The organism is Mycobacteriales bacterium, from assembly GCA_035550055.1.
Taxonomy (GTDB): domain Bacteria; phylum Actinomycetota; class Actinomycetes; order JAFAQI01; family JAFAQI01; genus DASZTV01.
In genome coordinates this window covers 1-6,071 of the sequence record DASZRO010000057.1, presented here as the reverse complement: position 1 = coordinate 6,071, position 6,071 = coordinate 1, and the positions used below count along the sequence as shown (strand labels likewise).

The window sequence follows — 6,071 nt, the reverse complement described above, 5'->3', positions numbered from 1 at the left end:
GGCCGGGGCGGTCGCGACCGGCTGGTCGGCCGCGGCCTTGCTCGCCGCCGCGGTCGAGCTGGCCTTCGCGGGAGCCGCCTTCGCGGGCGCGGCCTTCGCCGCAGTCTTTGCGGGCGCGGCCTTCGCCGCAGTCTTTGCGGGCGCGGCCTTCGCCGGCGCGGCCTTGCCGGCTGCGGCCTTCGTCGCCTTCGCGGGCGCAGCCTTCGTGGCCGCGGCCTTCGCCGGCGTCTTCTTGGCCGGCGCGGCTTGCTTGGCGCCAGCGGCTGCCTTCACCGCCACCTTGGCCGTCGCCGCCTTCTTCGCGGGTGCCGGCTTCGAACCGGCCTTCGGCGCCGCCGGCTTCGCGGGTGCCGGCTTGGCGGACGCCTTCGAGGGCGGGCGCGTCGGGGCCGAGGCCTTGCTCGTCGCCCGCTTCGCGGGCGCCTTCACCGCAGTCGCGGCGGACTTCTTCGTCGCCGGCTTCGCCGCGGCCGACTTCGCCGGCGGCTTGGCGGCCGCCTTCTTCGGCGCCGCCTTGGCGGGCGCAGCCTTCTTCGGCGCCGACTTCGCCGCGGAGGTCTTGGTCACTGCCTGCTTCACAAGCGCCTTTCCGGTCGCTGCCTGCTTCGTCGTACTTGTCGCTTTGGGTCGGGCCGGCGTCCTGGCCGCCGCCCGGCCTGCTGGCTTGGCAACGGCGGAGGCACCGCCGGTGTTCCGCGTGGGGGGCGGCGTTGCCGGGGAACGACCGCCGCGGCGCAACGCCTCGGTGGCCGAGCGCTGGGCGCTCCGCTGCGCTGTGCCGGCCGCGGCAGATGTGACGGATGTGGCGGATGTGGCGAATGTGGCGGCGCCGGCCACCGCGGTGCCGGCCCCGGTCACCGAGTCAGCGACGCCCCGAGGGGTCACCAGGCGGCGCAACCGACCACCTAGGGTCGAGTGCTCCCGTGCCATTCTCGGCCTCCCGGACGTCCGCCGGCTCTGCTGGGCCGGCCCAGTGATGCTGCCGATCTTGGGTGCGCGCAGGATAGAACCGCGTTCACCCACCGGCAACGCGCCGCGCCGCAGCCAACCCACGCGACTCTCGCGTACCAGCAAGGCTACGCTTGAGTTTCGCGCTCGGCGCTCCGCTTCGATCTTGGAGGGTCTCCTCAAATGGCTACGCCCACCGGTGCGTACCGCCAGATGAGCCCCCAGGTGGACCTGCCGGCCCTCGAGCGGGAGATCCTGGCCCGTTGGCAGGAGCGCGACGTCTTCTCCCGCACCCTGCAGCAGACCGCAGACGGCCCGCTGTGGACCTTCTACGAGGGGCCGCCGACCGCGAACGGGCGCCCCGGCACCCACCACGTCGAAGCGCGGGTGTTCAAGGACCTGTTCCCGCGCTACCGCACGATGCGGGGCTACCACGTGCCGCGGCGGGCCGGCTGGGACTGCCACGGGCTGCCCGTCGAGCTCGAGGTCGAGAAGCGACTCGGGTTCTCGGGCAAGAACGACATCGAGGAATACGGCATCGAGGCGTTCAACGCGAAGTGCCGCGAGTCGGTGCTGGAGCACGTCGACGCGTTCACCCGGATGACCGAGCGGATGGGCTACTGGGTCGATCTCGACACCGCCTACTGGACGATGGATCCGGCGTACGTCGAGAGCGTGTGGTGGTCGCTGAAGCAGATCCACGGCAAGGGCCTGCTGGTGCAAGACCACCGGGTGACGCCGTACTGCCCGCGCTGCGGCACTGGGCTCAGCGACCACGAGGTCGCCCAGGGCTACCTCGACGTGACCGATCCGTCGGTGTTCGTGCGCTTCCCGGTGACCAGCGGACCGCTCGCCGAGCCGGGTTCACGCGGGCAGGGCGCGGCGTTGCTGGTGTGGACCACCACCCCGTGGACGCTGATCAGCAACACCGCCGTGGCGGTCAACCCGAACGTGACCTATGTGGTCGCCCGGCCGAGCGGGTCGGACGAGCTGCTCGTGGTCGCCGAACCGCTGGTCGAGCATGCGCTCGGCGACGGCGCGGAGATCCTCGACCGGATGCCGGGGACGGCTCTCGAGCACGTCACGTACTCCCGGCCGTTCGACCTGGTGGACATCCCCGGAGCGCACTTCGTGGGGCTGGCCGACTACGTGACGGTCGAGGACGGGACCGGCCTGGTCCACCAGGCGCCGGCCTTCGGTGCCGACGACCTCGCGGTGGCCCGCCGCTACGGGCTGCCGGTGGTCAACCCGATCCAGCCCGACGGCCACTTCGAACCCCAGCTACCGCTCGTCGGGGGGCAGTTCTTCAAAGCCGCCGACCCGCTGATCGTCACCGACCTGCGCGAGCGTGGCCTGCTGCTGCGCAAGGAGGACTACACCCACTCCTACCCGCACTGCTGGCGCTGCGACACGCCGCTGATCTACTACGCCCTGCCGTCGTGGTACATCCGCACGACGGCGGTGAAGGAAGCGCTGCTGCGCGAGAACGCCACAACCGACTGGCATCCGCCGACGATCAAGACCGGCCGCTACGGCGACTGGCTCGACAACAACATCGACTGGGCGCTCTCGCGCAACCGGTACTGGGGCACGCCGCTGCCGATCTGGCGCTGCGACTCCGAGCACCTGACAGTGGTCGAGTCACTCGCCGAGCTGTCCTCCTACGCCGGGACCGACCTGTCGGCACTCGACCCCCACCGGCCGTTCGTCGACGAGGTGACCTTCGACTGTCCCACCTGCGGCGAGCCCGCGACCCGGGTGCCGGAGGTCATCGACTGCTGGTACGACGCGGGTTCGATGCCCTTCGCGCAGTGGGGTGCGCCGCACCGCAACCAGGAGGCGTTCGAGGCGTCCTACCCGGCCGACTACATCTGCGAGGCGATCGACCAGACCAGGGGCTGGTTCTACACGCTGATGGCGATCGGCACGCTGGTGTTCGACCAGTCGTCGTACCGCACCGTGCTCTGCCTCGGCCACATCCTGGACGAGCAGGGCCGCAAGATGAGCAAGCACCTGGGCAACGTCCTCGACCCGTTCGAGCTCTTCGAGCGGCACGGCGCCGACGCGCTGCGGTGGTTCATGCTCACCGCCGGCAACCCGTGGTCGGCCCGGCGGGTCGGCCACGAGTCGGTCGGCGAGGTCGTCCGCAAGGTGCTGCTGACGTACTGGAACACCGCGTCGTTCCTCGTGCTCTACGCCAGGGCGAACAACTGGACGCCTGACCACCCCGCCCCGGCCCCGGCCGACCGGCCGGTGCTCGACCGCTGGGCGCGCTCCGAGCTGCATCGGACGGTCATCGAGGTCACGCAGGCGCTCGACGACTTCGACCCGACCCGGGCCGGGCGCCGGCTCACCGAGCTCGTCGACGACCTGTCGAACTGGTACGTCCGCCGCTCGCGGCGGCGCTTCTGGGAGGGCGACGCCGCGGCGCTGGCGACGCTCGCCGAGTGTCTGGACGTGCTCACCCGGCTGTTGGCGCCGTTCGTCCCGTTCGTCACCGAGGAGGTCCACGAGCGGCTCGCGCGAGACGTCGATCCCGCAGCGGCCGACAGCGTCCACCTCGAGACGTGGCCGCAGGCCGAGCCGGCCGCGGTCTCGACCGACCTCGGCGAGCAGATGGCGCTCGTCCGCCGAGTCGTCGAGCTCGGACGGGCGGCTCGCGCCGAGTCCTCCGTGCGCACCCGGCAGCCGCTCGGGCGGGCCCTCGTCTCGGCGCCGGGCTGGGACAGCCTCGGTGCCGACCTCGTGGCCGAGGTCGCCGACGAGCTCAACGTCCGCGAGGTGGCGGCGCTGTCCGGCGCCGGCGACCTCGTCGAGGTCAGCGTCAAGGCGAACTACCGCGCCCTGGGCAAGCGGTTCGGGCCGCGTACGCCGACCATCGCCGAGGCGGTGCAGCGAAGCGACCACGCCGCCCTGGTGTCCGCGCTGCGGGCCAACGGGCGAGCGAGCGTCGAGGTCGACGGGGAGACGATCGAGCTCGACGCGGACGACGTGATCACCTCCGAGACGCCGCGGGCCGGCTGGGCGGTCGCCAGCTCCGGCGCGGACACGGTCGCCCTCGACCTCACCCTCGACGACGACCTGCGCGCCGCGGGCGTGGTGCGCGAGCTGGTCCGCTGCGTCCAGGACGCCCGCAAGTCGACCGGCCTCGAGGTCACCGACCGGATCGAGCTGTGGTGGCAGTCGGACGGACCTGCCGCGCAGGCGGTGCGTGAGGGCGCCGAGCTGCTCGCCGCGGAGGTGCTCGCGGTGGCCGTCACCGAAGGCGCCCCGGCGGCGCCGTTGGCCGAACACGCCCTCAGCGAGCCCGCGGTGCGGTTCTGGCTTCGGGAAGCCGGCTCGTAACGGCCCTGGTCCGGCTAGTCAGGATGAGCCAGGCCCGAATCGCCAAACTGGCGTTTTTCTGACAAAATCGAGCCACGAACCACTGCACAGAGCGACAATTAACCCGTTCGGCCTAGTGATTCTCACGCGTATCTGGCCTGATGCTGTAGGTGCGTCATGTTAGATACCCAAAAGCGACGCGCTCGATCCGGAGGTGCGAGGTGTCTTTGACGCTTCTCAAGACGTCAGCTGACGGGCTGCGTCTCAAGACCGAAGCAGTGGCGGTTCCCGCCCTGACCAGCCAGGTACGCCCGGCGCTGGTCCTTCCGGAGCTGCAGGCACGCGCGCTGCTCGACGCCGCCGCACACGAGGACGTGACGCAGGGCGGACGGTTCTCGGCCGGCCCGGCAGGCATCCAGCTGTGGAGCGGGCCGTTCAACGGCCCGGACGGCAGCCGCGGCACCGCTGTGCACCTCGGCTCGGTCGACTGGACCTACGACACCCCCGCCAAGCACTGGGCGCTCATCTACCGCGCCATGGTGACCCAGGAGGGCATCGAGGCCGGCGAGACGACCCTGTCGGTGCTCTGCCACGTGCTCGGGCTGACCGGCCTGTCGATCGAGGGCGACCGCGTGCAGCTGCCGACGCCGCCCGCGCGTGACCCCTTCCGCCGGGTGTCGAACCCGTAACCCGACCGCACATACGAAGAGGGGCCCCGCCAAGCGGCGGGGCCCCTCTTCGTATGTCCTGTGACTGAGGTCAGCCCGCGCTCTTCTTGGCAGCAGTCTTCTTCGCTGCGGTCTTCTTGGCAGCCGGAGCCGCCTTCTTCGCTGCGGTCTTCTTGGCAGCCGGAGCGGCCTTCTTCGCCGTGGTCGCCTTTGCCGGGGCTGCCTTCTTGGCGGCGGTCTTGGCCGGCGCAGCCTTCTTGGCGGCGGTCTTGGCCGGAGCAGCCTTCTTCGCCGCCGTCTTCTTGGCAGCACCACCCGCGCCCTCGGCCTCGGCGAGCCGGGCCGGAAGGACGGCGCGCGGACGCGTCGTCGAGCTGCTGCGCAGCCGGCTGGCGGCGGGGCTGGCGGGCCGGGTCGGGCGCGCCGGCACCGGCGCCGGGCGCGGCCGCTCGACGCGAGCCGCAGGCGGCTCGGCCTCCCGCTCTTCGAGGACGGCAGCGGTCGCTGCAGCCGCGGCAGCTCCGGCCGCGGCGGCCCCCGCGGCGGGACGGCGCCCACCGGCCGGGACGAGGGTCACGTCGGCACTCGACGGCTCTTCGCTGGCGGGCAAGCCGCGCGGTGCCGGCGCGCCGGCCGGCAAGACCACGTCGCGGCGCTGGCGAACCCCGACCAGCAAGAACACGAACGACAACACGCTGACCGCGATCGAGGCGTAAACCCACGCCAGCGGGCCGAACAGCCCGATGACGAGGAAAACCACCGCGATGAGCAGCAGGATCCCGCTGATGACGATCACGTCGTCGACTCCGTTTCCCTCATCAAGTGCGATTGGTGGTGCGACGGCACGCGCCGCGATCACCAGATCACATGAGCGAATCCGGTGACTCGCGGCTGTCGCGCCACATCGTAGTGGCAGCAGCGCGCCAGGCGACGGGACGGACCGACAAAGATCACGTGGCGCTGCTCACGCCTCGGCCGGCGGCCCACTGGGCGGCGGGGCGCTGCTGAACGGATTCGGGGGTGGCGGCGGCGGGGTCGCCGGCGCCGCCACAGGCGGCACCGCACCCGGCGGCGACGGTGGAGGCTGCGGCGCAGGCTGGCCGGGCGCAGGCTGGCCGGCCGGCGGCGTCG

Annotated in this window: 4 protein-coding genes; 2 read left to right on the top strand and 2 right to left on the bottom strand. The window is 72.0% G+C overall.

Features of this window, described 5'->3' with window-relative positions:
- Positions 1-567 (bottom strand): hypothetical protein (locus VG899_08990; GenBank protein HWA66486.1); only part of this gene is annotated, 567 nt, incomplete at its 3' end.
- 564 nt (positions 568-1,131) lie between these two features.
- Here VG899_08990 and ileS point away from each other — a divergent pair.
- Complete coding sequence (gene ileS / locus VG899_08985; protein ID HWA66485.1) at positions 1,132-4,293, top strand: isoleucine--tRNA ligase; 3,162 nt, start codon at positions 1,132-1,134, stop codon at positions 4,291-4,293.
- 257 nt (positions 4,294-4,550) lie between these two features.
- Positions 4,551-4,961, top strand: a complete 411-nt coding sequence (locus tag VG899_08980) for a hypothetical protein (protein ID HWA66484.1) — start codon at positions 4,551-4,553, stop codon at positions 4,959-4,961.
- Positions 4,962-5,031: 70 nt separating this feature from the next.
- Here the strand turns inward: VG899_08980 and VG899_08975 are convergent, their stop codons facing one another.
- Entirely contained in the window at positions 5,032-5,736 is a 705-nt protein-coding gene (locus tag VG899_08975; protein HWA66483.1) for a hypothetical protein, read from the bottom strand.
- Between the last annotated feature and the right edge of the window lie 335 nt (positions 5,737-6,071).